26 protein-coding genes and 1 other annotated feature are annotated in these 24,796 nt (G+C 37.9%); of the genes, 18 read left to right on the top strand and 8 right to left on the bottom strand.

Going from position 1 to position 24,796, the window contains the following annotated elements:
- The first annotated feature begins 16 nt into the window (after positions 1-16).
- Complete coding sequence (locus ACFCYJ_RS14000) at positions 17-268, top strand: hypothetical protein (protein ID WP_376074539.1); 252 nt, start codon at positions 17-19, stop codon at positions 266-268.
- 43 nt (positions 269-311) lie between these two features.
- Here ACFCYJ_RS14000 and ACFCYJ_RS13995 read toward each other — a convergent pair whose 3' ends face one another.
- The 4 genes from ACFCYJ_RS13995 to ACFCYJ_RS13980 all read right to left on the bottom strand — a co-directional run bounded on the left by ACFCYJ_RS13995 (position 312) and on the right by ACFCYJ_RS13980 (position 3,023).
- Positions 312-884: a 5' nucleotidase, NT5C type gene (locus tag ACFCYJ_RS13995; RefSeq protein WP_376074538.1), complete on the bottom strand. Its 573-nt coding sequence runs from the start codon at positions 882-884 to the stop codon at positions 312-314.
- Between the two features lie 12 nt (positions 885-896).
- The gene (ispG, locus tag ACFCYJ_RS13990; RefSeq protein WP_376074537.1) at positions 897-2,012 is read right to left on the bottom strand and encodes a flavodoxin-dependent (E)-4-hydroxy-3-methylbut-2-enyl-diphosphate synthase; all 1,116 of its coding nucleotides are present in this window, start codon (positions 2,010-2,012) and stop codon (positions 897-899) included.
- A 95-nt stretch (positions 2,013-2,107) separates the two neighbouring features.
- Entirely contained in the window at positions 2,108-2,452 is a 345-nt protein-coding gene (locus ACFCYJ_RS13985) for a hypothetical protein (protein ID WP_376074536.1), read from the bottom strand.
- A 52-nt stretch (positions 2,453-2,504) separates the two neighbouring features.
- Entirely contained in the window at positions 2,505-3,023 is a 519-nt protein-coding gene (locus ACFCYJ_RS13980) for a DUF1189 family protein (RefSeq protein ID WP_376074535.1), read from the bottom strand.
- A gap of 195 nt (positions 3,024-3,218) precedes the next feature.
- Here ACFCYJ_RS13980 and ACFCYJ_RS13975 point away from each other — a divergent pair, with 195 nt between their 5' ends.
- The 4 genes from ACFCYJ_RS13975 (at position 3,219) to ACFCYJ_RS13960 (ending at position 8,904) form a co-directional block, all read left to right on the top strand.
- On the top strand, positions 3,219-4,850 hold the full coding sequence (locus ACFCYJ_RS13975) for a Na/Pi cotransporter family protein (protein ID WP_376074534.1): 1,632 nt from the start codon (positions 3,219-3,221) through the stop codon (positions 4,848-4,850).
- Positions 4,851-5,052: 202 nt separating this feature from the next.
- Positions 5,053-5,532 (top strand): DUF456 domain-containing protein, encoded by a 480-nt coding sequence (locus ACFCYJ_RS13970; protein ID WP_376074533.1) that lies wholly within the window; start codon positions 5,053-5,055, stop codon positions 5,530-5,532.
- Positions 5,533-5,705: 173 nt separating this feature from the next.
- Complete coding sequence (locus ACFCYJ_RS13965; RefSeq protein ID WP_376074532.1) at positions 5,706-6,311, top strand: superoxide dismutase; 606 nt, start codon at positions 5,706-5,708, stop codon at positions 6,309-6,311.
- Between the two features lie 391 nt (positions 6,312-6,702).
- Positions 6,703-8,904: a peptidoglycan D,D-transpeptidase FtsI family protein gene (locus ACFCYJ_RS13960; RefSeq protein WP_376074531.1), complete on the top strand. Its 2,202-nt coding sequence runs from the start codon at positions 6,703-6,705 to the stop codon at positions 8,902-8,904.
- 134 nt (positions 8,905-9,038) lie between these two features.
- Here the strand turns inward: ACFCYJ_RS13960 and ACFCYJ_RS13955 are convergent, their stop codons facing one another.
- Positions 9,039-9,236 carry a hypothetical protein gene (locus ACFCYJ_RS13955; protein WP_376074530.1) on the bottom strand — a complete coding sequence of 66 codons (198 nt, stop codon included), beginning with the start codon at positions 9,234-9,236 and terminating at the stop codon, positions 9,039-9,041.
- A gap of 428 nt (positions 9,237-9,664) precedes the next feature.
- Between ACFCYJ_RS13955 and ACFCYJ_RS13950 the strand changes: the two genes are divergently transcribed.
- The 5 genes from ACFCYJ_RS13950 (at position 9,665) to phoU (ending at position 14,050) form a co-directional block, all read left to right on the top strand.
- Complete coding sequence (locus ACFCYJ_RS13950) at positions 9,665-10,639, top strand: PstS family phosphate ABC transporter substrate-binding protein (protein WP_376074529.1); 975 nt, start codon at positions 9,665-9,667, stop codon at positions 10,637-10,639.
- Between the two features lie 64 nt (positions 10,640-10,703).
- Complete coding sequence (gene pstC / locus ACFCYJ_RS13945) at positions 10,704-11,651, top strand: phosphate ABC transporter permease subunit PstC (RefSeq protein WP_376074528.1); 948 nt, start codon at positions 10,704-10,706, stop codon at positions 11,649-11,651.
- Between the two features lies 1 nt (position 11,652).
- Entirely contained in the window at positions 11,653-12,531 is an 879-nt protein-coding gene (gene pstA, locus ACFCYJ_RS13940; protein WP_376074527.1) for a phosphate ABC transporter permease PstA, read from the top strand.
- Between the two features lie 12 nt (positions 12,532-12,543).
- The gene (gene pstB / locus ACFCYJ_RS13935) at positions 12,544-13,377 is read left to right on the top strand and encodes a phosphate ABC transporter ATP-binding protein PstB (RefSeq protein WP_376074526.1); all 834 of its coding nucleotides are present in this window, start codon (positions 12,544-12,546) and stop codon (positions 13,375-13,377) included.
- A gap of 13 nt (positions 13,378-13,390) precedes the next feature.
- Positions 13,391-14,050 (top strand): phosphate signaling complex protein PhoU, encoded by a 660-nt coding sequence (gene phoU / locus ACFCYJ_RS13930; protein ID WP_376074525.1) that lies wholly within the window; start codon positions 13,391-13,393, stop codon positions 14,048-14,050.
- An 852-nt stretch (positions 14,051-14,902) separates the two neighbouring features.
- On the opposite strand, the gene ACFCYJ_RS13925 is transcribed toward phoU, so the two are convergent.
- On the bottom strand, positions 14,903-15,061 hold the full coding sequence (locus tag ACFCYJ_RS13925; protein ID WP_376074524.1) for a hypothetical protein: 159 nt from the start codon (positions 15,059-15,061) through the stop codon (positions 14,903-14,905).
- Positions 15,062-15,339: 278 nt separating this feature from the next.
- On the opposite strand from ACFCYJ_RS13925, the gene ACFCYJ_RS13920 reads away from it, so the two are divergent.
- The 4 genes from ACFCYJ_RS13920 to ACFCYJ_RS13905 all read left to right on the top strand — a co-directional run bounded on the left by ACFCYJ_RS13920 (position 15,340) and on the right by ACFCYJ_RS13905 (position 19,935).
- On the top strand, positions 15,340-16,212 hold the full coding sequence (locus ACFCYJ_RS13920) for a vWA domain-containing protein (RefSeq protein WP_376074523.1): 873 nt from the start codon (positions 15,340-15,342) through the stop codon (positions 16,210-16,212).
- 64 nt (positions 16,213-16,276) lie between these two features.
- Complete coding sequence (locus ACFCYJ_RS13915; RefSeq protein ID WP_376074522.1) at positions 16,277-17,347, top strand: mechanosensitive ion channel family protein; 1,071 nt, start codon at positions 16,277-16,279, stop codon at positions 17,345-17,347.
- A 39-nt stretch (positions 17,348-17,386) separates the two neighbouring features.
- Positions 17,387-17,807 (top strand) — a binding site (T-box leader).
- 173 nt (positions 17,808-17,980) lie between these two features.
- Positions 17,981-19,366, top strand: coding sequence for an anthranilate synthase component I (gene trpE / locus ACFCYJ_RS13910; protein ID WP_376074521.1), 1,386 nt, complete (start codon positions 17,981-17,983; stop codon positions 19,364-19,366).
- Complete coding sequence (locus ACFCYJ_RS13905; RefSeq protein ID WP_376074520.1) at positions 19,363-19,935, top strand: anthranilate synthase component II; 573 nt, start codon at positions 19,363-19,365, stop codon at positions 19,933-19,935. Before trpE ends, ACFCYJ_RS13905 begins: the two co-directional genes overlap by 4 nt.
- 80 nt (positions 19,936-20,015) lie before the next feature.
- On the opposite strand, the gene ACFCYJ_RS13900 is transcribed toward ACFCYJ_RS13905, so the two are convergent.
- Together ACFCYJ_RS13900 and ACFCYJ_RS13895 are read right to left on the bottom strand one after the other, a co-directional pair.
- Complete coding sequence (locus tag ACFCYJ_RS13900) at positions 20,016-20,510, bottom strand: hypothetical protein (RefSeq protein WP_376074519.1); 495 nt, start codon at positions 20,508-20,510, stop codon at positions 20,016-20,018.
- A gap of 3 nt (positions 20,511-20,513) precedes the next feature.
- Positions 20,514-20,957, bottom strand: coding sequence for a hypothetical protein (locus ACFCYJ_RS13895; RefSeq protein WP_376074518.1), 444 nt, complete (start codon positions 20,955-20,957; stop codon positions 20,514-20,516).
- Between the two features lie 159 nt (positions 20,958-21,116).
- Here ACFCYJ_RS13895 and rpmG point away from each other — a divergent pair, with 159 nt between their 5' ends.
- The 4 genes from rpmG to ACFCYJ_RS13875 all read left to right on the top strand — a co-directional run bounded on the left by rpmG (position 21,117) and on the right by ACFCYJ_RS13875 (position 24,736).
- Positions 21,117-21,266: a 50S ribosomal protein L33 gene (rpmG, locus tag ACFCYJ_RS13890; protein WP_008408521.1), complete on the top strand. Its 150-nt coding sequence runs from the start codon at positions 21,117-21,119 to the stop codon at positions 21,264-21,266.
- 506 nt (positions 21,267-21,772) lie between these two features.
- The gene (locus ACFCYJ_RS13885) at positions 21,773-22,357 is read left to right on the top strand and encodes a 5-formyltetrahydrofolate cyclo-ligase (protein ID WP_376074517.1); all 585 of its coding nucleotides are present in this window, start codon (positions 21,773-21,775) and stop codon (positions 22,355-22,357) included.
- 1 nt (position 22,358) lies between these two features.
- On the top strand, positions 22,359-22,568 hold the full coding sequence (locus tag ACFCYJ_RS13880) for a YqgQ family protein (RefSeq protein ID WP_376074516.1): 210 nt from the start codon (positions 22,359-22,361) through the stop codon (positions 22,566-22,568).
- A 272-nt stretch (positions 22,569-22,840) separates the two neighbouring features.
- A complete protein-coding gene (locus ACFCYJ_RS13875) occupies positions 22,841-24,736 on the top strand; it encodes an LTA synthase family protein (protein WP_376074515.1) in 1,896 nt (631 codons plus the stop codon).
- Positions 24,737-24,796: the final 60 nt, after the last annotated feature.

The raw sequence follows: 24,796 nt of genomic DNA, 5'->3' as shown, positions 1-24,796 counted from the left end.
TCCAAGCACCAGCTGAATGAAGATAAAGCCTCCGGCGGATGTCACGGATTTTCAAAGGAATGAATTGTGCGAGCACAATTCAAAATCCGGACGCAATTACGCCAAGGCGAAATTGATAAAAGAAAGGGAGCGGTTTGTGATGAAGATTAATGATGAATTACTTGAGCGATTAGGAAGTTATTTCGTGTACCATGCTATTTATGAAAATTATGGCATTACCTTTGAAAATTTTGTGGAGCGTTGGTTACGGGGGATACTTGAAATATAAAAGAAGAAGAGTCGTGTTCATGTATTGAACACGACTCTTTTGTTTACTTAAAATAGTTAGTGATAAATTGGTTAGCTTCTTGCCAGTTATAAACTCGTACGACATTGTCCGGAACAGCAAGGCGGTTATACGGAGTGTCAAATAATACGACCGGTATTTTTAATTCCTCCGCAAGTATAACTGCATTATCATGCTTATCCTCAAAGAATGCCTCAACACCATGTTTTTTTGCTACAGAAACCTTATCGTGACTACCAATGAGCTCGATATGATCGTACGGGATAGACTGCGAATTAAACCAATTTACCGTAACATCTGATACATTCTCACCACGTGCAGAGATGTAATAAAGTTCGTAGTTTTCTTTCCACGTATTTAAAATATCTTTCGCATCTTTAGCTGCTTCAGATACTTCATACATAAATGGCTCATTTTCTTTAAACCATGTATTAAATGCTACACGATCAACAGGGTGGGGAAATGCTGATAAAAAATCATATTCGCACACATCGTCGAGTGTAATATTTACATTGTATTGTTTATTGATATGTGGGATGAGTGTACTAGGACATGTCACTGTCCCATCGATATCAATCCCAAAGCGTGGCTTTTTCATGCTAGCACCTCCTTAGGCGTTCGCTTTTTCTGCTTCTTCAGCCGCACGTTTTTCTGCCATTTCAGCTGCTAATTTATCGATTTCCTTTTTCAGCTCTTCAACCATTGTTTCTTCAGGTACTTTACGAACTGTTTTACCCTTCATGAATAGTAAACCTTCACCACGAGCGCCAGCAATACCGATATCGGCTTCGCGTGCTTCACCAGGACCGTTTACCGCACAACCAAGAACAGCTACTTTTAACGGTACATTAAGTTTAGAAATATATTCTTCTACTTCATTGGCAATTGAAATTAAATCAATTTCGATACGACCACATGTTGGACAAGAAATAAGGGTTGCCATATTAGAAGCAAGACCAAATGATTTTAATAGCTCACGTGCTACTTTTATTTCTTCAACAGGGTCTGCAGATAGTGAAATACGTAATGTATTACCAATACCTTTCGATAGAATTGCACCAAGGCCAGCTGCTGATTTTACTGTACCAGCAAATAATGTACCTGATTCAGTAATTCCTAAGTGTAAAGGATAATCAAAGGCTTTAGCCGCTTTTTCATAGGCTTCAATCGCTAGATTTACGTCTGACGCCTTCATGGATACGATAATATCGTGGAAGTCCAAGTCTTCCAAAATTTTAATATGGTGAAGGGCAGATTCTACCATACCGTCTGCAGTAGGGTAACCGTATTTTTCTAAAATATGACGCTCTAATGAACCAGCGTTTACCCCAATACGGATTGGAATACCTTTAGCCTTTGCTGCGTTAACAACAGCCTCTACTTTTTCCTTGCGCCCAATATTACCTGGGTTAATACGAACTTTATCAATACCATTTTCAATTGCTTTTAATGCTAATTTATAGTCAAAGTGAATATCAGCTACTAATGGAATATGGATACGTTTTTTAATTTCTGCAATCGCATCAGCTGCACGCTCATCTGGAACTGCGACACGAACAATTTGACAGCCTGCTTCCTCAAGACGAAGAATTTCCGCTACTGTTGCTTCGACATCATGTGTTTTTGTTGTACACATACTTTGAATGAATAATTCATTACTACCACCTATTGTTAAGTTACCGACACGCACGGGACGTGTATTTGTACGGTGACAAATTTCACTCATTAACTTTCTCTCCTTTTCGGGCCATACTTTCGACCGTCACTGACATTTATTTTAGCAGTGTAAGAAAATAAGGACAAGGAAGAAACGCTAACTTTTCATTTTCCACATTTGTTTTCAAATTCAAATGACAGCGGAAGCTTAATATTTTCACCAGGAACAAGAGCTTGTAATTGTAAGTGTGGGTTCAATTCATAAAAAAGTTGTAAACGTTCTGGAAAGGTCATGGGTACTTTTGCAGGATGAAGTGCAAATAAACTGTGAATGGTATCGCCTTGAATAGTCTGTACAGTGATATAATTTGGCTCTCGCTCTTTCTCACACAGGGCGTTTTCTGTATTTTTCGGATAAAAAGCAGCAAGATGTAATGATCCTTCTGTTAAATCTACTTTTATAACAAAAGCAAAAATAATAATGATCGCTGTTAACACAAAAGCACGCAAAAAATCCCCTCCTTTTCTACACTATATTTAGAAGAGAGGGGAATCATGCACATTATTTTGTAATTGGTTGTTTTGGATACTTTGTGATGGCTACGATAAGTAGAGTCACTGTTAAAAGTACAGAAAAAACAGAGATAATTGTACTGTTAATCGGTAGATAATCTGATAGCATACTTATTAGAATTGCCCAAGTCATAGCAAATGTTGTAGTACGCCAAATGTGACGGTATTCTCCGCGACGCTTCATGACGTTTAAGATCAGTAGTCCAGCCAGGGCATAGAGAGCAATTTGTGCAAAAATAAGCATTGTGGTAAAAACAAAAAGCATGATGAATGTCACGGGATACAAAAGCCATTTAACGCCTTCTATGTATTCAGTTATTCCATTTAAACTATTCATATCAAATGTATCAACAGACATACCAGCTGTAAAACGACCAAAAGAGAAAACTGTAACAACAGTAATTAGCAGAAAGGTATATTGAATAACTTTTCCGATAGGTAATAAACGATAGGCAGCAAGTTTTTTTGGATGAATTAAGCTATCGATCAATAGTTGTGAGTGTTTCATAAACATATCTCCTCCAATCGTTATTTTACCATGTTCAACTTTGACAAGATATGAATTAAGAAATAATAACTGAGAATACGATAATGAAATGTTAATATTGTGTAAAGAAGTTAAAGGTTATCTTTACTTTTTCCATACTATCATTTAAAGATTAGGAATAGAGTAGTAGAGACGTAGGAATTGGAGCGAATACAATTGACAATAGATTGGCAAAGCATACTGTTTCAATTTTTAGGCGGTTTAGGAGTCTTTATATTTTCCATTAAATTTATGGGGGATGGGCTCCAAAAATCGGCAGATGATCGACTGCGTGAATGGTTGAATCGTTTTACAACAAATCCTTTAATGGGTGTGTTAGTGGGCATAGTTGTGACGATTTGTATCCAGTCGAGCTCTGCAACGACTGTGATTACGGTTGGGCTAGTGAGTGCAGGGTTTTTAACATTACGACAAGCAATCGGTGTCATCATGGGAGCCAATATTGGAACAACAATAACCGCATTTATTATTGGTATAAATATCGGCATTTATTTTTATCCGTTATTAGCGATTGGTGCAGGGTTGTTATTTTTCTTTAAGAAAGCGACCTATCAGTATATCGGACAAATAGTATTTGGCTTCGGGGGATTATTTTTAGGATTAGAGTTAATGAGTGCAAGCATGCAGTCACTTCATCAATTAGCTGATTTTGAATCATTAACGCTTCATTTAAGCAATCAGCCCGTTGTAGGAATTTTTCTAGGGGCGGTTTTTACATTGCTTGTTCAAAGCTCAACAGCGACTGTTGGTGTGCTACAGGGCTTATACGCTGAGCATTTAATTGGCTTGGATGGCGCTTTACCTATTTTATTTGGTGAAAATATAGGCACGACTATTACAGCAGTATTAGCTTCACTCGGTGCTTCTATATATGCTAAACGTGCGGCAGCGGCACATGTGCTATTTAATATTATAGGTACAATCATTTTCATGGTGTTCTTTACACCATTTATGCATTACGTTCAGTGGGTTAGCGGGCTATTCCATTTAGAAGCGAAAATGCAAATAGCGATAGCGCATGGCTCATTTAACATTATTAATATGATGATTCAGCTACCATTTATCGGAGGATTGACTGTACTTGTCACGAAGCTAGTGCCTGGTCGTGATGGAAATATTGATGTGACAACGAAACATTTAGATCCGTCATTCATCGATACCTCACCAGCGATTGCACTTGGGCAAGCGAAGGAAGAAGTGTTACGTATGGGGGAGCACGCGCTTCATGGTTTAGAAGAAACATTTTTATATATGAAAACAGGTGAGGCTACTCATATTCCTACAGTTTTACAATTAGAAGTAGCGCTCAATCATTTAGACAAGGAAATCACGAATTACTTAGTGATGGTGTCTAAGCAGCCACTTTCTCGTGCAGACTCAGTAAGACACCATACACTTCTAACAAATGTACGAGACATTGAACGTATTGGTGATCATTTTGAAAATATTTTAGAGCTTTTACAATATAAAGATCATCATGAAGTAAGTTTAAGTAAGTCAGCGCGACAAGATTTAATAGGCATGTTTAGCTTGGCGATTGAAGCTGTACGAAAGAGTATAGCTGCTCTGGATACGGCTAGTTTGAGCTTGGCACAGGAAGTAACGGAGCTTGAAAGCTTGATAGATGATATGGAAGATAAGCTACGACAAAAGCATATTGCGCGCTTGAATACAAATGAATGTAATGGAGCGGCAGGAATCGTCTATACAGATATCGTTAGCAACTTAGAACGTATAGGAGACCATGCTGTAAATATAGCTGACTCTATATTAGGAATTAGGAATTAAGGAAATGAAACCTTCAGCTTTGTAAATCCGTATGAAAGGCACTGCGCGATTTAGGCGGGTTAATGAGGATTTTTGAGGATTTCTTTTTTGAGAATGAGCTATCTATGCATTTTTAGCTAGGAGGAAACAGTTCAGCTTCCGCCTGTAGAGGAGATCAGGAATTCTAACCTAACCTGATGCACGACAAAAGGAGAGGATTTTTATGGAAGTTGTTGGCTGGGTCTTGGTGATTGCCTGCTTTATCATTTCATTTGTTGGATTGTTATACCCGATCATTCCAGGTGTGCTTTTTTTACTTGGTGGTTTTTTAGTATATGGATTATTTTTTTCGTTTGCAGAGTTAAGTTGGTTGTTCTGGGCGAGTGAAATTATATTTGTTGTCATATTATTTGTTGCTGATACTGTAGCAAATGCCTTTGGTATTAAAAAATTCGGTGGCTCAAATGCTGGTATGTGGGGCAGTACCATTGGTTTATTAATTGGCCCGTTCGTCATTCCGGTTCTAGGAATATTAGTAGGCCCATTTTTAGGAGCGATAATTGCAGAGTTAATTGTAGAACGTCGTACATTTGGAGAGGCTGTGAAAAGCGGTATTGGATCTCTCGTTGGCTTCTTAGCATCAACACTTGCAAAAGCAGTAATCCAAATTATCATGATTATCGTGTTCTTTATAGCGATATAATTTTCTCCCTATAGTTTAGCTATTAAAAAAACAGGGTAGTATAGTAATCGTATTGGCTTTTCAGTCAAAAGGCTGAAATCTTTCATTTGAAGTATTTTTCGTTGAATGGTTTGACCAATTTTGATAATCTAAGAATGTACTAATTATTTCTTTACTTTAGGAGGAACTTAACTATGGCTTATGAATTACCACAATTAACTTACGCTTATGACGCATTAGAACCACATATCGATGCAAAAACAATGGAAATTCACCATTCAAAACACCACAATACTTATGTAACAAACTTAAACGCAGCAGTAGAAGGCACTGAATTTGCTGAAAAAGACATTAACGATCTTATCGCAAACATTGATGCTCTTCCAGCTGACAAACAAACTGCTGTACGTAACAACGGTGGCGGACATGCTAACCATACATTATTCTGGGAAGTAATCGCTCCAGGCGGTTCAAACACTCCAGTTGGTGAAGTTGCAAAAGCAATCGATGCTAAATTCGGTTCTTTCGATGCATTCAAAGAAGAATTTGCAAAAGCTGCTACAACTCGCTTCGGTTCAGGTTGGGCTTGGTTAATTGTTGATGGTGACTCAGTTGCCGTTACATCTACTCCAAACCAAGACTCTCCAGTTATGGAAGGTAAAACGCCAGTTCTAGGTTTAGACGTTTGGGAGCATGCTTACTACTTAAACTACCAAAACCGTCGTCCAGATTACATCGGTGCATTCTGGAACGTAGTAAACTGGGATGTAGTGGAAGCTAAATTCCAAGCTACAAAATAATCTCTGTTTATTAGAAGGCTATGTCAAAGGTGATGAATCACCGAGGCATAGCCTTTTTTACTGTCTTTTATAGGGTCTATAATGTTTGAGGTATCCTTTGCAATTTAAGGTGGAGGTGAATGTCCCAACACGCCTATTGGCTGAAAGGGAGGAACGATCGCCGGAAAATTTGGGGAAGCTTCACATTGTGCCTCACCTCTCAATATTTAATGTGAAAATTATTTTTCTAGCAATCGGTAAAAAACAGAAACTTTTTAACTTAAAGTGCCGTCAAATAAAATGATGTTTTCAAGCATAAATTCGCAAGTGCATGCTTTCCTGTCGTACCTTCGAATGGTATACTAAATATCGTGTGTATTTAAATTGTAATTAGATGAGGAGGGGAATACATATGCGCAAAGCACCGGGGAAAAATCGCGCGACGAGTGTTAAAGCAAAACATAACTCTAATTTAACATTTCGTATGAATGTCCTTTTCTTTGCTATATTTATCGTATTTTCGATGCTGATTTTTAGACTTGGCTATATGCAAATCGTAAAAGGGGAAGATTATGTACGCGATTTAGAGCGTAAAGAGGAAGTAGCTGTCAATACAAGTGTGCCAAGGGGCCGTATGTATGATCGATACGGGCGTATTTTAGTGGATAACCAACCAGAAAATGCTATTACGTATACGAAAATGTCGACGACAACAACGGATGAAATGGTGGAAATAGCAGAAAAGCTGGCACAATTAATTGAGCAGCCTACAAACCGCGTCACTTTGCGTGATAAACAGGATTTTTGGATTATTAAAAATCATGACGCTGCCTATGCAAAGGTAACAAAGACAGAAGAAAAGAAAATTAGAGCACAAGAAAATGTAACGGAAAGTCAAATCAATGCACAGATAGGTAAACTTGTTCGTGAACGAATTACAAACGAAGAATTATTGCAATTGACAGACAAGGACATGGAAGTGTTAGCAATCTTTCGAGAGATGGTATCAGGATACAATCTATCACCCCAAATTATTAAGAGTGAAAATGTATCAGCTGAAGAATTCGCACTTGTCTCTGAGCGTTTAACTGAATTACCTGGCGTTAACACAACAACGGACTGGAAGCGTTTGAAATTATCATCACTCGCTATTTTAGGACGCACAACAGTACCAGCTAAAGGGATTCCGAAAGAAAAGCTGAATTATTATTTAGCTCGTGATTATTCACGAAATGATCGTGTTGGTGAAAGTTATATTGAAGCGCAATATGAAGATTTACTGCAAGGACAAAAATCAGTGGTTAAAAATATTACGAATAAAAAAGGGCAGGTAGTTGATACCGTTACGACCTATAAAGGTGAGCCAGGGAAAGATTTAAAACTTACAATTGATAGCGAGCTACAATTAGAGACTGAAAAAATTGTCGAGCGAGAATTGCTTCAATTAAAATCACGAGGGGGTTCGTATTTACTTGATCGTGCCTTTTTAGTCATGATGGACCCAAATACAGGCGATATTTTATCAATGGTTGGTAAAAAGATTGAGAAAAATCCTGAAACAGGGAAATATGAAGTCGTCGATTATTCGTATGGTACCTTTACAACAGCTTATGAAGCAGGTTCTTCAGTTAAGGCAGCAACTCTTCTTACTGGTTATAATCAAGGAGTTGTTTCAATGGGTACCTATATGGGAGATGAACCTATTGAATTAGCTGGGACACCTACAAAAGCGTCAATTTTTAACCGAAGTGGATATATTTCGATGAATGATTTAACAGCTCTAGAGCGTTCGTCAAATGTTTATATGTTTAAAATTGCTATGCTTATTAATGGAACACCGTATAGCTATAAGATGCCACTTCGCTTAAAGGACGATACATTCTCGAAAATGCGTAATAATTTTGCGCAATTTGGCTTAGGTGTAAAAACAGGTATTGACTTGCCAAATGAATTTAGTGGCGTACAGGGTCCATCTGGTCCAACGATGGGTGGTAAAACACTCGACTTAGCAATTGGACAATATGATACGTATACGCCTTTACAATTGGCACAGTATATCTCGACAATCGCAAATGGCGGTTATCGTATTCAGCCACATGTTGTAAAAGAGGTACGTGAGCCATCAAATGATGGGCAACAGTTAGGTCAATTAGTGAATGAAATAGGGCCAACAATTTTAAATCGTATCGATAATTCTGTAGAAGAAATTGATCATGTAAAAAAAGGGTTACGTCTAGTTTATACAGGTACGCAAGGTACAGCTCGAGCTCAGTTTGCAAATACTCCATATACAGCGGCAGGGAAAACAGGAACAGCTGAGGTAGTGTATTTCGGACCGTTAAAAGAGTATTATGGTACGCAAACACTTACATTTACACATGTTGGTTTTGCTCCTTATGAAAATCCTGAAATTGCCTATGCTGTTGTCATTCCCTGGGCGACAACAGGGCGTGAACATTTGTCAAATAATAACGTTATTGCTCGCGATGCTTTAGACAAATATTTCGAGTTGAAGGCAAAATATAACGCTGAAAAAGTGACAGATAGTAATGTGAAACAACCAATTTCACCAGCTATTACAAAAGACAAAATTGGTGAAGATGAGCAAGAATAAGAGAAACCGCTAGCGCATTTCAATGCCTAGCGGTTTTTTTCAGTTTTAGAGTGTTATTAAATACGCGCGAAAAAACCACGGTATGAAAGATCATAATTTTCATAGCGTGGTTTATTTATTCTCCAATAGAAGGCTTATTGTACAGATAATTGTTGAATAGCTATTTCAAATTGTTGTTTCGGTTTTATTCCATAAAGCTCTATATTATTACAGAAATAAGACTCTACCATAAAATTAACGGCTTCCTGTAGGGTATATTCCCGATGTTCCATAACAAGCGTTAAATAAGTTTTAAAGTAATTGGCATTTTGTACTTTTGCATGTTTAATCACAAAGTCAAACTCCTCTTAGATTATTTCCTGACACAATTGCTTATTATAGCATCTTTCCATTAGGAAGCAAGTTTATCTTCACTCGGAAGAAGGATCCCACCACTGAAGGTGGTGAGATGAATGCGAATGTGATCCTTTTTCACACCTACTGAAAGAGAGGAACTTAGTCTAAATACGCGCAACAAATGTTTTCTGTGCGAAAGCGAAGCGACAGCAACAAATGTTTTCTGTGCGAAAGCGAAGCGGCAGCTAAAAGTAAGCCAAGGCGAAATTGGTGATTGTAAATTCATCTTTACAATCATTTACAAAGCATTACATTCCTTTACGTCTCTTTTACGAACAGTTTATACGACTTCAACATTTAGTCATTATAGTAAAGATTGTAAGACAAATAACAATAAAAAATGTTAGTGACGGAGGCAAATGAGATGAAAAAGTGGAAGTACTTAACGATGACAGCGGTAATGGGGTCAGCATTAATGCTTGGGGCATGTGGTAGCGACTCTGCACAAAAAGGTAACAATGCAGAAACAAACGCACCATCGAACTCAGGACAAGATGCTGCTGACAAAAAACTGCAAGGGGCTGTAGCTGGAGATGGTTCATCAACAGTCGCACCAATTATTGAAGCAGTTGTTGAAGAGTATGCAGGGACTCAACCGAATGTCAAAGTATCGGTAGGTGTTTCAGGTACTGGTGGTGGCTTTGAAAAATTCATCGCAGGTGAGACAGACTTTTCTAATGCATCTCGTCATATAAAAGATGAAGAGAAAGCAAAACTAGAGAAAGCAGGAGTTGCTTTTACAGAGCTTCCTTTAGCATATGATGGCATATCCGTTGTCGTGAATCCTGAAAATGATTGGGCGAAGGATTTAACTGTTGAGCAATTAAAGAAAATCTGGGTTGAAGATGGTAAAACTAAAAAATGGTCTGATATAGATCCATCTTGGCCAGATGAAAAGATTGTGTATTACTCACCAGGTACTGACTCAGGAACGTACGATTACTTTGATGAAACGATTTTAGACGGTGCTGATCTAGCGAAATCAGCAACATTATCAGAGGATGATAACATGCTAGTTCAAGGTGTGGCGGGTGACAAAAACGCAATCGGCTTCTTTGGCTACGCTTACTACTTAGAAAATAAAGATAAATTAAATATTGTGAAGGTTAACGGCATTGAGCCAACAAATAAAACAATTGAATCTGGTGAATACGCACCACTTTCAAGACCACTATTTGTATACGTGAAAAATAGTGCTATGAAAGATAATGAAGCGGCATATGATTTCATCAAATATACACTTGAGCAGGGGGGAGACATGGCAGATGCTGTTGGTTATGTCAGTCTACCAGAAGATAAATATAGTGAAGCTTTAAAGACTTTAGAAGGCTTAAAATAAGTAGACATGCATAGAGGGAAAGAGATGTATGCTCTTTCCCTCTCTTATTTGAAAGGAGCACCCAATGGTTTCTCAAAAAGAAAACAAGACATCATCTGTGCAGCAATTAATTGCAAATTCACGCAATCATAAAACAAAGAAAATAGTGGAAAAAGCAATGCCAACTCTATTATTTTCTGCGGCACTTATCTCTATATTGACGACATTTGGCATTGTTTTCACCCTTATTTTTGAAACGTTTGAATTTTTTAAACGTGTTTCGATTACGGATTTCCTATTTGGTACACAGTGGCTACCGTTTTCAGGAAAGGAACCGTTATTTGGGATTTTACCTTTAATCGCTGGAACATTGAAAGTCACACTTATTGCAGTAATCGTAGCTGTACCATTTGGTATTGCTTCTGCAATATATTTAAGTGAATATGCAAGCGAAAAAATAAGACGTACAGTTAAGCCTATTTTAGAGGTGTTAGCAGGTGTACCAACAATCGTTTATGGCTTCTTTGCATTAACATTTGTAACACCGATGTTACAGCAAATTATTCCAGGACTTAAACTTTTTAATGCACTTAGTCCAGGGATTGTTGTTGGGATTATGATTTTACCAATGATTACGTCACTTTCTGAGGATGCGATGTCATCTGTCCCAAATAGTATGCGTGAAGGGGCTTTAGCACTTGGAGCAACAAAGTTCGAAGTAGCCATAAGAGTAGTATTACCAGCTGCATTATCAGGCATTATCTCTTCAGTTGTTCTCGCCATTTCCCGGGCAATAGGTGAAACGATGATCGTATCACTTGCAGGCGGATCTACACCTAAATTCGATTTAGATGTGACAGACTCGATTCAAACGATGACTGCGTATATTGTACAAGTTGCAACAGGCGATGCTGGCTATGGTACGACAATTTATTATTCGATTTATTCAGTAGGATTCACATTATTTATCTTTACTTTAGTGATGAATTTAATTGCTCACTATATTTCGAAACGTTTCAGGGAGGTTTACTAGCATGCGCTATATGGATGACACGGCCGTCATGAAAAGAATGACAAAGCGTATTACATTCAATAAAGTTTGGAAGTCATTATTCTTCTTAGCAACGACCTTTGCATTAGTGACACTTGCTATTTTACTTTATCGTATAGTAACACAAGGTGCCGACTATTTAACAATCGATTTTTTAACAAATTTTGCTTCACGTTTTGCAGATAAAGCGGGCATTAAGGCAGCCTTAATAGGTTCACTTTGGCTGATGGCAGTTGTTGCTCCAGTGTCGATTATTCTAGGTGTAGGGACTGCAATCTATTTAGAGGAATATGCAAAGAAAAATAGACTAAATGACTTTATTCGTATGAATATTTCTAACTTAGCTGGAGTCCCTTCCATTGTATTTGGTTTACTTGGGTTAACAATTTTTGTTCGAATGTTGGGATTAGGGAAGAGTGTTTTAGCAGCCGGTTTAACAATGAGTTTGTTAATTTTACCAGTGATCATTGTTGCGGCGCAGGAGGCTATTCGTGCTGTACCGAATGAACAACGCGAAGCTTCTTACGGTATGGGCGCGACAAAATGGCAAACGATATTGCATGTTGTGCTACCAGCAGCTATTCCAGGGATTTTAACAGGAAGTATATTAGCGCTGTCTCGTGCGATTGGAGAAACAGCACCACTTGTTGTTATAGGTATTCCTGTTATCTTGCAGTTTTTACCAAATGGTTTATTAAGTCAATTCACAGCTTTACCAATGCAAATTTACGATTGGGCAAAACGTCCGCAAGAGGCATTTCAATATGTAGCGGCAGCCGGTATTTTAGTACTTATGGCAATGCTTTTACTGATGAACTCTATTGCCATCTTTATTCGAAATAAATTCCAAAAACGTTATTAATGAGGTGACCTTATGGTACTAGGTGTTAAAGAGGAAAAATCTGTTGTCAAACCAATTCATACGGCTACAAAGCCTTCTGCTGATGTTGCCAAAAAAGTAGTCTATGATACACGCAATTTAAATTTATGGTACGGCGATCATCATGGTTTAAAAGATATCAATTTAAGCATCTATGAAAATGAAGTAACAGCTATAATTGGCCCTTCAGGATGTGGGAAATCCACTTATTTAAAAACGCTAAATCGAATGGTAGAGCTTGTACCGAGTGTTCGAACATCAGGGGAAATAGTATATCGTGAGCGCAATATTTTAGATAAAAGCTATACTGTCGAGGAATTACGCACTCGAGTAGGTATGGTATTCCAGAAGCCAAATCCATTCCCCAAGTCTATCTACGATAATATTGCATATGGTCCACGTATCCATGGCATCAAAAATAAGAAGATTCTTGATGAGATTGTCGAAAAATCTTTACGTGGTGCAGCCATTTGGGATGAAGTTAAGGATCGCTTAAATCAAAATGCATATGGTTTATCAGGTGGTCAGCAACAGCGAGTTTGTATTGCACGTTGTTTAGCGATAGAACCAGATGTTATTTTAATGGATGAGCCAACATCCGCACTTGATCCGATTTCTACATTAAAAGTCGAGGAACTTGTACAAGAGCTGAAAAAAGATTATTCAATTATTATCGTGACACATAATATGCAACAAGCGGCGCGAATTTCCGATCGAACAGCATTCTTCCTAAGTGGAGAGGTTGTTGAATACGATAAAACAGACGTTATCTTCCAAACGCCAGCAGATCAACGTACTGAAGATTATATTTCAGGTCGTTTCGGCTAAGGAGGAGCAGTAGATGGTAGTACGTGAACGTTTTGAACAGGAATTAAAAGAAGTCCAAGAACAATTTATTGAGATTGCTAATAGTAGTATTAACGCACTTAAATTAGCATTCGAAGCATTATTAAATCAGGATTTAGAAACATCGTTAAAAATTCTTGAGGACGATTTAATCATCAATCGTCTTGAAGAAGAAATCAATGATCATGTTATTTTAATGATTGCGAAGCAACAGCCTGTAGCTACTGATTTACGTCGTCTTATGGTGCTTGTCAAAGCGGCATCTGATATGGAGAGAGTAGGGGACTATGCGGTTAATATTGCAAAAGAGACGATTCGTATTGGCAAAGAGCCACTTGTCTTTCCTACAACAAACTTGCAAACGATGTGTAATAAGACAGTAGAAATGCTAGAAAGTATTATTAAAGCTTTTACAGAGGAAGATACTGCTCATGCCAAGGAAATTGCTGAGCTAGATGATTACGTCGATGATTTATATGGAGCGACAGTAACGCTATTGCTACGTGCTGGAGCTGAAAATCCAGCGCATATTTCTCAAATCACCCACTTAACATTTGTTTGCCGATATTTAGAGCGCTCAGCTGACCATGCAACAAATATTGCTGAACACTTATTTTACTTAGTCAAAGGTAAACATTATGAATTAAATAATTAGGAAGAGAAGAGCCAATTATAGGCTCTTTTTAGTTTGTCGACATAAGAACAAGTGTATCAATAAACAAAAGGTTGATTTTCACTCCGAGTTGGCGCTCTCCGCGGGCTTGGCTTTAACTACTTTCAGCAGGTGTTTGGACACCCGCTGAAAGTAGTTAAAGCCTCCGGCGGATGTCACGGAATCGGAAAGGAGTTCTTTGTGCAGGCACAAAGCCGATTCAGGACGCAATTATGCCGAGGCATAATTGATCAATCTCCTCGTCGCTACGTTCCTGCGGAGCTTTCAGTGCAAGCTCATCCCGCAGGAGTCGCCACTCTCCGAGAAAATCAACAGTTCCTATCGAAAGTATGAGTAAACATATTGAACCAAAATGGTATTATAACGATGATTAAAGTACTAAAAAGGTCCAGCCTAAATTAGAATGGCATATGTTTGATTATTTTGCATTTAAAGAAAGTCCCGCCCAAAAAAGCGAGCCGATTTCAATGCTCTTACAAAATACTGAATATTTTGGTCCCGTAATTAAATCTCTATAAACTATATTCAATTAGGAGTAACGTTTGTTTTGCAGTCTGAGAAGAGCCAATTATAGGCTCTTTTTTTCATGGTGGTGGAATACAAACAGTTAAAGAAATTTTTGTAAATATGGTGGTCGATATAAATAAGGGTGATTCCATGCTACTAACTTTCCTGTGGGCAAGTGTCGAGCCGCTTTGTTAACACTCCGTTTTTGCACAAGTAATCAATGCTTTTGACGCTTCATTTTCGCACATAAAAACATCTTGTTACTGACATTCCGCTTTCGCACATAAAAACATTGCTGAAGTTTTGTTTTATCACTATAAATTAGTGTCATGCTAGAAGATACATACTAAGTGAAATAGTTGATTGGAGTGGAGGCTGGGCGACTCCTCGGGGATCAGCGATAGAGGAACGAAGGCTAAGAGCATCACATCCTGTGATAATGCCTTCGTGACCAACATCGGTGCTGTTGCTGTCGCTTCGTTGCACTACGCTTTCGCGCAGAATGAAACCCTTTTGCTGCCGCTACGTTAGCACTACGCTTTCGCGCAAAAAAATATCTGTTGGCCCGAGACCCTGCAGCGAAGCGGATGTTTTCTGTGCGAAAGAGAAGCGTCAGCAACGAATGTTTTATCTGTGCGAAAGCACGGCAACATTATTAATAAAAATAGCGTCAAAATACTACAAGCGTTATTGTATTGTCAAAAAATTATTTTGGTTATACTATAGACATTATCTAAAAAAATGTGCTGAGGAAGTGCTGCTTCGTGAAAGACGCTGTAGAATCACTCATAAAGAAATTTGATCTGGAAATCACGCCAGAACAACGTGACTTTTTATGTTTTCTATATGAAAACTTACATCTTGAGGAATTAAGTGATAAGGAACAATGTTTTTTTATTGACTATTTTTGCAAGAGTGAAACATTACGAAATATGGCAGCATTTGCACTTGAATTGGCAGATATCATGCATGAAATTTATAAAAATATACCAGCTATTGAGCAGACAGAACGATTGACCAATGCAAAAGAGCGGCGCTACTACGATGGGCGAAAGTGGCAAATAGCTAGGCGTCAAAAGCTAAATCGTCAAACAATAAAAAAAGGAAATATCCTGTATGTTCCGTTTGATGAATATAAAAAAGAAGTAGGTCCAATTATTATCTGTCTTGAACAAACAACTGGGATGGCGGCATATTCTGAGCTTTGCAAAAGTATCATTTTACCGTTATTTATGAACGCGCACCGTGAACGTCGCGATTTATATATCGTTCCATATGACTGTCAAATTCATGTACATTATCGATTCGAAAACGGCCATTTAAATTTATCCGATTTTAAGGGTTTTATTGAATATAAGGCAAAGGGAGAAGCTGCCGTTCTGCCTGTGCTCCATTTTGTAAAGGGCTTGCTCCAAGAAAATCAGCATTGTACAGAAGCGGATATTATCATTTTTACAGAAGGTACTCCGATTGATGGCCAGCATCTAGTTGGAAAGCAAGCAAAGGCTGTACTTGAGGAAATGAAGCGTAAGTATCGTGCAGAATTTTCGGTTATCGCTATGCATGAACATAATTTTAATGAGCAGCAATTTTGGTTTGCCAATAAAGCTTTTTTTGCGGATGACGCTATTCAATAAAAAGGAGCTGATGTATTGTCGGCTTCTTTTTTGTGAATATACATAATAGTTAGAGGAGAATGATATGGATTCATTGAAGTGGTTATTACCAAATATGTCAGCACCGACATGGATGGACGTTATTATTGCCATCGCTCTTTTTGTCGTTGGTTGGCTTTTTCAGCATTTTATTATAAAAAAAATGATTAATCGCACGGTTACATTTTTGAGAAATCGTCAGCGTAACTTTCAGGCAACCGTGCTCGCACAATTTAATAAAGCGATTCGCTATGCATTCATGTTTGCAGTGATTGTACTCAGCTTAACCATATTATTAAAAGAAAATTTATTTACAAATGCAGTGACAAAGAATTTTGTTTTGTCCATTATTGTTTTTTTTGCCTTTAAAGGTGTATATGATGTTTTACATTTTTATACAAAACAGCCTTTGCAGCTGAATAGTGAAGAAGAACCAAACGTCCTTTTACCGTTTTTTCTTCGTATAGGAAAAGTGCTGATCATGATATTAGCAATGTTTACGATTGCTTCATTCTGGGATTTTAACATAAATGGCTTTTTAACGGGGATTGGTTTAACGGGTGTGGCAATTGCCTTTGGTATTCGGGATACACTAGGGCATGTTTTTGGTGGGATGTCAGTCGCATTAGATAACCCGTTTCAAATTGGCGATTGGATCGCAACAGAGGACCAAAAAATTGAAGGGACCATTGAGGATATTAATCTTCGAAGTACATTGATTCAAACGGGTGATAAAGGGCTTGTTTATGTGCCTAACTCTTATTTGGCAAATCGACCAATTTATAATTTGTCAAGAAGGGAAAAACGAAAATGTGAGCAATTTTTATTTGTAGCTGCTGAAAATGAAGAAGAAATATTACGCGGTGCTTTAAGTGCCATTCAAAAGGAAATTTATTTGCATGCTCAAACAGAAAAAGAAATGATTCATGTATTTATAGATGAGTTTTATCCAACTTCCTATCGAGTCCTTGTACGTTTCTATGTGGCAACAAATGATACGGCAGTGATGCTAAATGTGCGACAGGATATTTTGTTTGCTATTCGTCAAATCTTTCAAGAACTAAATATTAAAGTAGCTAATCTGGCTGAAGATGAATGGATAAGTAATAAAAAATAATTTGAATTGTTAGTTTTCTTGTTTTACAATGAATATATGTAATCAGCTTTGATGAAGAGTAGTAGCCATTATTATTTGTTATAGAGAGCTAGTGGCTGGTGAAAACTAGTACAAAAACATGGTGAATGGACTTCGGAGCTCTAATTCTGAATAAAGTATGGATTAGCGTCTGCCCACGTTATAGGGCATAGAGTGGGTCTTTTAACTTCTGTCAGCGGATGTCACGTAATCGGAAAGAAATTCACATAGGATGTTAGCCTAAAATCATCGCATCCATGCGATAACGGCTAACTGACCTGCATTGGTAAAAACACCACGTCCTGTGGCATTACCGAAATGACCGACATCATGTCGGCCCTCATGCAGGCCTAAGCACAAAGCCGATTGTAGAAGCAATTATGCCGGAGCATAATTGATAAAAGACCAATGAAGGTGGCACCACGGCTTTTCCGTCCTTTTGTGATGGAAAGGCCTTTTTATATGTTTTGGCAGGAAATGTTTATAAAAATCCGGACGCAATATTTGTATAAACGAAAGCGAGATGCTAACGAAGCGACAGCGTCAAAAAATGCCATTGCATAATTAATAGATTTTGGTGTAGAAGAGCAGAGCATAGAGAAGGAGAGAAAGAGTATGACAGTTGAGCTTAGAAAGTTTGCCATGAAGGTAATACAGGGTGATATGATGACACCAATTTCCGTTTATCAATCACTGGATGGGGAGCATAAGATGCTTTTCGAATCGTCAGCCAAGCATGAAGAAAGTGGGCGTTACTCGTTTATTGCGGTCAACCCAATTGCAGAATTGATTGGAGATAGGAATGGTTATTCTTTTATCAAAGATGGAGAAACTGAAAAATCAAGTGACAATGTATTAATAAAATTACAGCAAGTTATGCCATTTCATAAGGCACAATACCCCTTCGCCTTTTTTGGAGGAGCAATCGGGTTCTTTGGTTACGAAACAGCGTTTTATACAGAGAAAATAGGTGAATACTTGCAGGACGATTTAGAAATGCCGGATGTCCATATCTTTTTCTATGATACATTTATTGTTTTTGATCATTTAAAGCAAGAGATTACATTAGCGGCGATTGATTTATTTAATGAAGGACGTTCTCTTGAAGCGATGGAATTGGCTATTTCTACGATGAAGAAGCAGCTTCATGCCGGAACAACATTTGACGCCATGACGTTTGGAGAGCTAGATTTCAGACCAATGATTGCCAAAGATAATTTTGTAGCAATGGTTGATCGCGCCAAGCATCATATTCGGAAGGGTGACATTTTCCAAATTGTCTTATCACAACGCTTTACTTCATCCTATACAGGTAATCCTTTTGCTTTATATCGTCAGTTACGTACTTCTAACCCTTCACCATATATGTTCTATATGGATTTTGGTTCGTACACCATTTTAGGAACATCTCCTGAAAGTCTTGTCAAGGTGAAGGATCGAAAGGTCACGACAAATCCAATAGCAGGAACGAAGCCTAGAGGTAAAACCGTGGAGCAGGATAACGCAATGGCGGAAGAACTACTAAATGATGAAAAAGAAATCGCTGAACATCGTATGCTCGTGGATTTAGGCCGTAATGATCTTGGCCGTATTGCTAAAGTGGGTACAGTGAAGCTTATAAAATATATGACTATTGAGCGTTATAAACATGTAATGCATATTGTATCGGAGGTTATCGGCGAATTACAGGATGATGTACATGTTTTGGATGTTCTCCGAGCTTGCCTGCCTGCCGGAACTGTTTCCGGTGCCCCGAAAATTCGTGCTATGCAGCTAATCAATGAGCTAGAGCTTGTGAAGCGGGGTGTCTATGCAGGGGCAGTAGGCTATATTTCTACTACAGGGGATATGGATTTAGCTCTAGCCATTCGGACAATGATCGTGAAGGATCATTGTGCCCATGTTCAGGCAGGAGCCGGTATTGTTTACGATTCTGTGCCTTTGTCTGAGTACGAGGAAACACTAAATAAAGCCCGCGCGTTATTGGAGGTAAAACAATGATTTTATTGATCGATAACTATGATTCATTCACATATAATTTATTTCAGCAAATAAGTATGCTTCGGAAAGATGTAAAAGTAGTACGTAATGACGAAATGACAATCGAAGAAATTATGAAAATGCAACCAGAAGCCATTATTTTATCGCCCGGTCCAGGTACGCCAATTGATGCCGGAATAACAGTGGATGTTGTCAAAGAGCTTTATACGAAATTTCCGATTTTAGGAATTTGTCTTGGGCACCAATCGATAGGGCAGGCTTTTGGGGGTAGCATCGTTCAAGCTAAACATATAATGCATGGAAAAATATCTACGATTCAATACGAAAAAACAGGCTTATTTGCCCAGTTAGACGGTAAAATTGAAGTAATGCGTTATCATTCTCTCGTCATAGAGCCAAGCACGTTACATGAGGATTTTAATATATTAGCAAAGTCCAGTGATGATGGGGAAATTATGGCGATTCAACATAAGGAATACCCGCTTTTTGGGCTACAATTTCATCCAGAATCCATCGGGACACAAGAGGGTAACATAATGATGCAAACTTTCATAGAACAAATTTCATAAACGAAACAAAATAGGCTGCCATCAAAAATCAGTAGTTGTGATTTTTGGTGACAGCCATTTTTACAAATAGGAGGGGAATGTTATTGCTTTTTCCCTGTAATCAATTTTGCAATTTCCTCTAAAGACATCGAAGAATTGACTTCGTACGAACCAATTTGTAAGCTTCGAGCGTATTTAGGGTTAGCAAGTAAAAGTTCCATTTCAACACTATTTTCGATGACGCCACCATCTTCAAGCTTTTGCGCCACAGTATATGGTTCCATACCGCTATAAATTTGAAGTGTCATAGTAGTAACGTTTCCTTGGGATGCCGATTCATGTTTGTCTTTAGGCGTTGTTTTAGGTGCATCTGTCTTCTGCGTGTTTTCCTTCGGTACTTGCTTAACTTGTTCCTTTAACAATGCAATTTCTTTATTTGCCTGCTCGAGCTTTTTTTGCAGCTCCTCTACATGTTCGGTGTTTTTTGAAGCTTTAGTTGGAAGACCGATATTGAGATCGAAACGAACTGCTAAAGCTAGTAAAGCTCCAACAAGAAAAAGTGCAATGCCAAATGCGCGGATAGCGGACTTATTCATAGATTACCGACCTCCGTTTGCAATCACTTGGCGGACTTGCTCTTCCGTTAAATTGGACCGAATACTTATATCGGCTACAGAAAGACCCTGCTTATTTAGTTCAAGTACCTGACTAATAATAATTTGATGGATAGGTTTCGTTTGTGTAGCTGGTTGTCCTGTCTTCGACGTCTGAGCAGCCTGTTGAACAGTTTGCATGACCTGTTGGATTTTCGGATTTGGTATCGTGTTATTTTGTGCTGACGGTGATTTAACCTGAAACTCTGGCTCTAATAACAGCTCCTCCTCAACAATTTTCAGACGACGTTTTAAATTATTTGTTTCTTGAAAAATAGAGATGGATAGCTCCTCTACATCTTGTTCGACTTTTTTCGCGTTATTTTTGAAAAAGAACGACGCAATAATTAGAAGAATTCCCACAATCATAAGTATGATGGATAAATCCACTAGTTTCACCTCATTAAGTATGTAATTATAAGGTATTTTACCATATGCAAACTTAATATGAAATGACGGTAGATTTTTTTTCAGTTTATGTTATAATAGGTTAGTCGTATAAATCATGCTCAAAATTTAAATTCTTGATATAGAGTGGGAGGGTTAATAATGCGCGTAAACATTACTTTAGCTTGCACAGATTGCGGCGAACGTAACTACATTTCTAAAAAGAACAAGCGTAACAATCCAGAGCGTCTTGAACTTAAAAAATATTGCTCTCGCGAGAAGAAATACACTCTTCACCGTGAAACTAAGTAATCGCTCATTAAGCCAAAACCACTTGTGGTTTTGGCTTTCTACATTTTATCTTCATTCAGCAAATGTTTTCTGTAGCGAAAGCAAAGCGTCAGCTACAGAAGACTGCCACCTCTGAAGGTGGAGAGATGAATGAGGATGAGGTTTCTTTCAATGAGTAACCAAACGCCAAATGAAATAGAGGAACTCAGTCTAAGAACGCCACGTCCTGTGGCAACGACTGAGTGACCAACATCGTTTTGGCCTAAAGCCTCCGGCGGATGTCACGGATTTTGAAAGGAATGAATATAAGGATGTTAGCCTAAAACCTTCGCATCCTGCGAAAACGGCTAACTGACCTGCATCGGTAAAAACGCCACGTCCTGTGGCATTACCGAAATGACCGACATCGTGTCGGCCCTCGTGCAGGCCTGAGCACAATTCAAAATCCGGACGCATTGTTTATCTGCGCGAAAGCGAAGCGTCAGCGGCAATTACGCCAGGCGAAATTGATTAGGGGATAGCTTAACATGGATAAAACAACTTTACGGAACGAGGTAAAGGAAGCGCTTGCCGAAATGAGCAAAGTAGCTTACCACGATCAATCATTTGCTGTATTAAAAAAAGTGCTACAGGAACCATATATAATAGAAGCAACTACAATCGGCGTTACTATTTCCAATAAGCCAGAAATCGACACAATTCAATTAATAGAAGAACTGTGGCAACTTGGTAAAAAAGTGGCTGTACCTAAATGTAATGCAAAAACAAGAGAAATGTCATTTTACGCCATTGAAACGTTTGACCAGCTTGAAACTGTTTATATGCATTTGCGTGAGCCAATTCCAGAAAAGTGTGAGTTTGTTGACGCAAATGAAATGGATGTCATCCTTGTTCCAGGAGTTGTCTTTGATCAGTTCGGCTATCGAATTGGCTACGGCGGTGGTTATTACGATCGCTATGTATTACACTATAAGAAGGGTAAACTCATGTCTCTGTTATTTAACGAGCAGCTATATGAACATGTCCCTAGAGAAGCGCACGATTGCCCAGTAGATATCATTGTGACACCGACAAAACGTCTTGACTGTGTAACACAACGAGGAGCGAACTAAAATGGACAAAATGTTAGATATTTATCAATTACTAAAAACATATGGCACATATATTTACACACGTGATCCGATTGGTGATTTGATGTTAATGGAGGATGAAATTCGCGAGTTGTATAAAGCGAATGTACTAGATATTAAAGATTACCAAATGGCATTGTTACTAATTCGACAAGAAACAACAAAACTTCGCATGAAAGAAAATAGCCAGTAATGTTTTAAAAATAATTCATATGGGGTATTGTAAAAATAATGTAACATGTATGTAATATTATTAAAAGCAGTGGTTTTCCACTGTTTTTATGATTTGTGAAACTTTTTACAAGTAAAAACGTATATATTATTGTCCAGCACGAACAAGGAGAACAATTTTCCGAAAATATATCTATTGATTATCTGTAAAAAAAGGATTAAGATATATTTTGTTTCAGTAACAAATTGTTAAAATTATTATTTTTTTGTAAGAAAGTAAGGAGGATGTTAGGAATGAAATCAATAAAGTGGCCTAAACATTCATTTATGATACTAGCAATTGTAGCAACTTGGATAAAAACGGTCATTGTTTATCACACAAGCTTTGAGATGAAAATTGAAAATGCAATGCAACAATTTATTTTGTTTATTAATCCTTTAAGCTTCGTGCTATTTGCATATGGTATATCATTATTCTTTAAATCGCCAAAAGTTAAAAGTCGTTATATAATTACGATTAGTGTTGTTTTATCAATTGTCTTATATGGAAATGTGGCGTTCTATCGTTTCTACAACGACTTTATTACGCTACCGGTATTATTCCAAACAAGTAACTTTGGTGATTTAGGAACTTCAGTAGCAGCGATTGTAAGCCCTTGGGATTTATTATATTTTGTCGACGTACTTATTCTAATTTTAGCGAATAAATATTTACCTAAAATGAAAAATGAAGTTAAAGTCAACGTGGAGTTCCGTCGCGCGTACTTCGTATTAGCGATTGCTATGTCGTTCTTAAACTTAGGATTATCTGAAACAGAGCGTCCACAATTGTTAACACGTAGCTTTGACCGTGAATTACTTGTGAAAAACATTGGTACGTATAACTACCATTTGTATGATATTTATATTCAGTCAAAATCTTCTGCTCAACGTGCATTAGCGGATGGCAGTGAATTAGTAGAAGTGAACAACTATATTCGTTCTAATCAAGCAGCAATCAACCCTCAAATGTTTGGTAAATACAAGGATCGTAATTTGATTCTTGTTTCGATGGAGTCTTTACAAAACTTTGTGATTAATAATCAAATGGATGGTCATGAAATTACACCATTCTTAAACTCTTTAACAAAAGATAAAGATACGTATTATTTCAGTAACTTCTATCACCAAACTGGATTAGGGAAAACTTCTGACTCAGAGTTTATTACAGAAAACTCATTGTTCGGTTTAGGTCGAGGTGCGGTATTCTTCACGCACGGTGGAAATACGTATAACTCAATGGCTGAGCGCCTTGGAGATAATGGCTACTTTACAAATGTCATGCACCCGAATAATAAATCATTCTGGAATCGTGACATGATGTATCAATCATTACACATTAATAAATTCTATGACATAGACTCATATAAGATTGGCGAAGGGCAAGCTGTTAACTGGGGTATGAAAGATGTCCCATTCCTAGAGCAATCCGCAGCCTTAATGAAAGATATGCCACAGCCATTCTATTCTCGACTAATTACTTTAACGAACCACTATCCATTCACATTGGACCCAGAAGATGTAATGATTCCTGAATATACGTCAAACTCAGGTACATTAAATCGTTATTTCCAAACAGTTCGTTATATGGACGAAGCTCTTAAAGACTTCTTCCAAGGTTTAAAAGATCAAGGTGTATATGATAACTCTATTATTGTAATGTATGGTGACCATTACGGTATTTCAGAAAACCATAACAAAGCGATGGCTCAATATTTAGGAAAAGAAAGCATTACACCATTTGATAATGCACTGTTACAAGAAGTACCATTATACATCCATATCCCTGGATCAGGTGACGGTAAAGAAATGACAGAGGTTTCTGGACAAATGGATTTACGTCCAACAATTTTACACCTTCTTGGTGTTGAAACTTCAAAAGATATGCAACTTGGTGCAGACCTATTCTCACCAGAGCATGAAGATTTCATTGTGTTCCGTGACGGTCGTTTTGTAACAGATAAATATGTATATGCTGGTGAAGCTTGCTATGACAAAGCAACTGGTGAAGAAATTGATGGTGAGCCATGTCAGCCATACGCTGATCGGGCTACGAAAGAACTAGAAAATTCTGATACCATCATTAACGGTGATTTACTCCGCTTCTATGACCAAAAGACAGGGAATTTGAAGCAAGGGGCAGTTAAGTAAACAAAAAGAGAGATCTCATGTTTAATGAGATCTCTTTTTTGTTGTACAATCAATTATGCC

Source organism: Lysinibacillus sp. NPDC056232, from assembly GCF_042267565.1.
GTDB lineage: Bacteria > Bacillota > Bacilli > Bacillales_A > Planococcaceae > Lysinibacillus.
Note: the sequence above shows the minus strand (reverse complement) of the source record. Positions and strands in the feature narration are given on the sequence as shown.

What these genes read in the sequence shown, in the direction of transcription:
- ACFCYJ_RS14000 (WP_376074539.1), top strand. Translation starts at nt 17, where the DNA reads ATGAAGATAAAGCCTCCGGCGGATGTCACGGATTTTCAAAGGAATGAA.
- ACFCYJ_RS13995 (WP_376074538.1), bottom strand. Translation starts at nt 884, where the DNA reads ATGAAAAAGCCACGCTTTGGGATTGATATCGATGGGACAGTGACATGT.
- ispG (WP_376074537.1), bottom strand. Translation starts at nt 2,012, where the DNA reads ATGAGTGAAATTTGTCACCGTACAAATACACGTCCCGTGCGTGTCGGT.
- ACFCYJ_RS13980 (WP_376074535.1), bottom strand. Translation starts at nt 3,023, where the DNA reads ATGAAACACTCACAACTATTGATCGATAGCTTAATTCATCCAAAAAAA.
- ACFCYJ_RS13970 (WP_376074533.1), top strand. Translation starts at nt 5,053, where the DNA reads ATGGAAGTTGTTGGCTGGGTCTTGGTGATTGCCTGCTTTATCATTTCA.
- ACFCYJ_RS13965 (WP_376074532.1), top strand. Translation starts at nt 5,706, where the DNA reads ATGGCTTATGAATTACCACAATTAACTTACGCTTATGACGCATTAGAA.
- ACFCYJ_RS13960 (WP_376074531.1), top strand. Translation starts at nt 6,703, where the DNA reads ATGCGCAAAGCACCGGGGAAAAATCGCGCGACGAGTGTTAAAGCAAAA.
- ACFCYJ_RS13950 (WP_376074529.1), top strand. Translation starts at nt 9,665, where the DNA reads ATGAAAAAGTGGAAGTACTTAACGATGACAGCGGTAATGGGGTCAGCA.
- pstC (WP_376074528.1), top strand. Translation starts at nt 10,704, where the DNA reads ATGGTTTCTCAAAAAGAAAACAAGACATCATCTGTGCAGCAATTAATT.
- pstA (WP_376074527.1), top strand. Translation starts at nt 11,653, where the DNA reads ATGCGCTATATGGATGACACGGCCGTCATGAAAAGAATGACAAAGCGT.
- pstB (WP_376074526.1), top strand. Translation starts at nt 12,544, where the DNA reads ATGGTACTAGGTGTTAAAGAGGAAAAATCTGTTGTCAAACCAATTCAT.
- phoU (WP_376074525.1), top strand. Translation starts at nt 13,391, where the DNA reads ATGGTAGTACGTGAACGTTTTGAACAGGAATTAAAAGAAGTCCAAGAA.
- ACFCYJ_RS13915 (WP_376074522.1), top strand. Translation starts at nt 16,277, where the DNA reads ATGGATTCATTGAAGTGGTTATTACCAAATATGTCAGCACCGACATGG.
- trpE (WP_376074521.1), top strand. Translation starts at nt 17,981, where the DNA reads ATGACAGTTGAGCTTAGAAAGTTTGCCATGAAGGTAATACAGGGTGAT.
- ACFCYJ_RS13905 (WP_376074520.1), top strand. Translation starts at nt 19,363, where the DNA reads ATGATTTTATTGATCGATAACTATGATTCATTCACATATAATTTATTT.
- ACFCYJ_RS13900 (WP_376074519.1), bottom strand. Translation starts at nt 20,510, where the DNA reads ATGAATAAGTCCGCTATCCGCGCATTTGGCATTGCACTTTTTCTTGTT.
- rpmG (WP_008408521.1), top strand. Translation starts at nt 21,117, where the DNA reads ATGCGCGTAAACATTACTTTAGCTTGCACAGATTGCGGCGAACGTAAC.
- ACFCYJ_RS13885 (WP_376074517.1), top strand. Translation starts at nt 21,773, where the DNA reads ATGGATAAAACAACTTTACGGAACGAGGTAAAGGAAGCGCTTGCCGAA.
- ACFCYJ_RS13880 (WP_376074516.1), top strand. Translation starts at nt 22,359, where the DNA reads ATGGACAAAATGTTAGATATTTATCAATTACTAAAAACATATGGCACA.
- ACFCYJ_RS13875 (WP_376074515.1), top strand. Translation starts at nt 22,841, where the DNA reads ATGAAATCAATAAAGTGGCCTAAACATTCATTTATGATACTAGCAATT.